Below are 2881 nucleotides of genomic sequence, written 5' to 3' on the forward strand. Positions count from 1 at the left end.
GCAGCGCGTGGGTGCCGGTGAATCCCGCCCGCGCCTTCGCGGACAAGGAGAGCCGCTCTGTCAGAAGTGCTCGCTTCGGAGATCATGAAGGTGCTGGACCACCACGCCGCCTCCCGGAGGGGCGGCGCCAAGGAGACCGTCGGAGAATCCGGCCCGGGCCACCGTTCTGCCGGGGGGAGCGGGCGGTAGCGGCCCCGATGACACTGCTCCCCCCTTTTTCAGAGCCCCCCAGGTCCACGACCTGGGGGGTTTCTGCTGGAACGGGTGACGTCCGGCTGCTTCTTACCTCCCACCGAGAACCTGTCCCGCCTTCCTTCCATCTCAGAGAGGGGCGCATGACGCAGGGGAACCGAGCGAGGCGACGAGAACCGGAAGTGAGAAAGCGTGTCGGCCATCAGCCAGCGGGGGCATCTGCTGCTGCTCACCGCCTGGACGACCCTCTGGTTCGTCGTGGTCCAGCCACACGGCGGGTTCTCCTGGCACTACCTGCGTACGGGCGGGGAGTTGCTGTACGCCGGCTCGGGCAGGGCGGACGGCGGTCTGAATCTGTACGCCCACCACCCGGAACTCCAGATGGGCCCTGTCAGCTTCCTGGCGGCGGGCCTGTTCAACCCCCTGCCCGAGGCCGCCGGGCAGTTACTGGCCGCCGGGGTGATGTCCCTGCTCGGTCTGCTGATCCTGGTGGTGGCAGGGCGCAGCGCCGCCTGGCAGCTCCTGGGCACCGGCACCAACCACCGGAGGCTGCGCCGGCGGGTGCTGATCGCGGGCCTGGCCTTCATCCCGATGTGGATCGAGGTCGCCGTCCGGTTCGGCCACCTCGACGACGTCCTGGCGCTCTTCTTCACGGCCCTCGCCGTCTGCACTCTCACCCGCGGCAACCCCGCCGCGACGGGCGCCCTCCTGGCCCTGGCCGTGGACTCCAAACCGACCGCGCTGACCTTCCTGCCGCTGCTGCTCGCCCTGCCGAGGAGGCAGTGGCTGCGCGCAGGGCTGTGGTGCGCGGCGCTGGTCGCGCTCGCCTGGCTGCCGTTCCTCCTCAGCGCCCCGCAGTCGTTGGGCGCGGCCCAGTTCACCATCCCCAACCAGCCCGCGTCCGCGCTGCACTGGCTCGGCGTCGACAATCCGCGAACCCCGCCCTGGGACCGGCCGGCGCAGGCCACACTGGGGCTGGCGCTGGGGTGCGTCGCGGTCTGGCGAGGCCGCTGGCCCGCGGTCGTCCTCCTCGGCGCCAACGCCCGGATCGCCCTGGATCCCAGCGTCTACACGTACTACACCGCTTCCGTCCTGCTGGGCACACTGCTGTGGGACGTGATCGGACAGCGGCGCCTGGTGCCCTGGTGGAGCTGGATCGGCCTGATCACCCTGTACGGCACGGTCTTCGTCGTCCCCGACGACGCGGCCCGCGGCCTGATCCGCCTGGGCTTCGTCATCGTCTCCACCGCATATGTCCTGCTCCGGCCGGTACGAGACCGGCGGCGGCGGACGTCCCGGCCCCGCGGCAGGCAGGCCGAACCCGATCAGGTCCTCGACACGGCGACATGACAGAAAAGGGAAGACCGAAAAGGGAAAGCAATGGGCTGGGGCCCGCACCCCAAGGGTGCGGGCCCCAGCCACATGATGCGCGAACCACTGGCTCGCGACGACACGCGTCAGCGTCAGCGTCAGGCAGCGACGATGTTCTCGGCCTGCGGGCCCTTCTGGCCCTGCGTGACGTCGAAGCTGACCTTCTGGCCTTCCTGAAGCTCGCGGAATCCACCGTTGCTGATGATGTTCGAGTAGTGGGCGAACACGTCAGCGCCGCCACCATCCTGCTCGATGAAGCCGAAGCCCTTTTCCGCGTTGAACCACTTCACGGTGCCAGATGCCATATTGAATCTCCCTAAGAGGGGCAGTGCCGACTCCGCACCATACGGAATCGGGTCGCCGCGATGATCACCCCTCCGGAAAGACCCGGAAAGTCCACAAAGAACAAGTCTCCGGCAATCAAGACCGCAACAGTCAGCACGCTAACACAGGCCGTCCGGTGGCGCCCACGCGTTCCTCGGAGCGTCCGATCATTCTCACGTCGCCGCAATCCATAAATCTGCACCGGCGGCACTAGATATCCGTGCCGCGCCCGTCGAGCTTGCCGCGCATTTCCCGGTTCACGCGGAGGGCGTCGTCGAGCTGGCCCTCCAGGAAGACGATGCGGCACGCGGCCTCCACGCCGGTGCCCTGGTCGACCAGTTCGCGGGCGCGGGCGGCGATGCGCAGCTGGCGGCGGGAGTACCGGCGGTGACCGCCTTCCGAACGCAGGGGCTCGATGAGCCCGGCTTCGCCGACGGCCCGGAGGAACGCAGGGGTGGTCCCGAGAACGCCAGCGGCCCGCCCCATCGTGTAGGCGGGATAGTCGTCGTCGAGGTGTACGGCCACAGGGGTTTTCTCAGCGGGCATGGCACCTTCGGTTCGGGGACGCGGCGGAGAACGCAGGCGTTCGCGGCGTCCGCGCTCCGAAGACTCAGCGCCACCTGCCTCGCAGCACAACCCTAACGCCGCGAGGCGCGGACCGCGCCGTAACAGATTTCCGCTCACGGCCACACCAGCACCGCGCCCACCCTCACATGCCACCGAACACGGCCCGACCCGGACAAGGCCGAGCCGAGCAGGCCCGGGGAGGGTAGGCCGGGTCGGCAGGGAGCCGGTGTGGTCGGCCGGTGCTCATCACCGGCTCCTCTGCCTTCCCGGCCCCCCCACCCGACCCGGACACTGCGCTCAGTACTGCTCGGTCTCCATGAAACCCGTCCGACCGTCGTCGTCGGCGCCGAAGGCGTCGGCGGCGGCCGTGGGGTCGAATCCGGGCGGGCTGTCCTTCAGGGCCAGGCCCATGCCGGCCAGCTTCGCC

Annotated in this window: 3 protein-coding genes and 1 pseudogene; 1 reads left to right on the top strand and 3 read right to left on the bottom strand. The window is 69.5% G+C overall.

Annotation, left to right across the window (positions count from 1 at the left end; all coding sequences use genetic code 11):
* The first annotated feature begins 384 nt into the window (after positions 1–384).
* Positions 385–1542: a hypothetical protein gene (locus ABZ646_RS44100; RefSeq protein ID WP_360532711.1), complete on the top strand. Its 1158-nt coding sequence runs from the start codon at positions 385–387 to the stop codon at positions 1540–1542.
* A gap of 119 nt (positions 1543–1661) precedes the next feature.
* On the opposite strand, the gene ABZ646_RS44105 is transcribed toward ABZ646_RS44100, so the two are convergent.
* The 3 genes and pseudogenes from ABZ646_RS44105 to ABZ646_RS44115 form a co-directional block, all read right to left on the bottom strand.
* Positions 1662–1868, bottom strand: a complete 207-nt coding sequence (locus ABZ646_RS44105; protein ID WP_351566560.1) for a cold-shock protein — start codon at positions 1866–1868, stop codon at positions 1662–1664.
* A 229-nt stretch (positions 1869–2097) separates the two neighbouring features.
* The gene (locus tag ABZ646_RS44110; protein WP_360532715.1) at positions 2098–2433 is read right to left on the bottom strand and encodes a MerR family transcriptional regulator; all 336 of its coding nucleotides are present in this window, start codon (positions 2431–2433) and stop codon (positions 2098–2100) included.
* A 318-nt stretch (positions 2434–2751) separates the two neighbouring features.
* A pseudogene (locus tag ABZ646_RS44115) lies at positions 2752–2881 on the bottom strand (DNA-directed RNA polymerase subunit alpha); the annotation flags it as partial.

The sequence above is a fragment of the Streptomyces sp. NPDC007162 genome (assembly GCF_040634175.1).
In the GTDB taxonomy this organism is placed as follows: Bacteria; Actinomycetota; Actinomycetes; order Streptomycetales; family Streptomycetaceae; genus Streptomyces.

Coding starts and splice junctions, on each gene's coding strand:
- ABZ646_RS44110 (WP_360532715.1), bottom strand. CDS start 2,433: ATGCCCGCTGAGAAAACCCCTGTGGCCGTACACCTCGACGACGACTAT.
- ABZ646_RS44105 (WP_351566560.1), bottom strand. CDS start 1,868: ATGGCATCTGGCACCGTGAAGTGGTTCAACGCGGAAAAGGGCTTCGGC.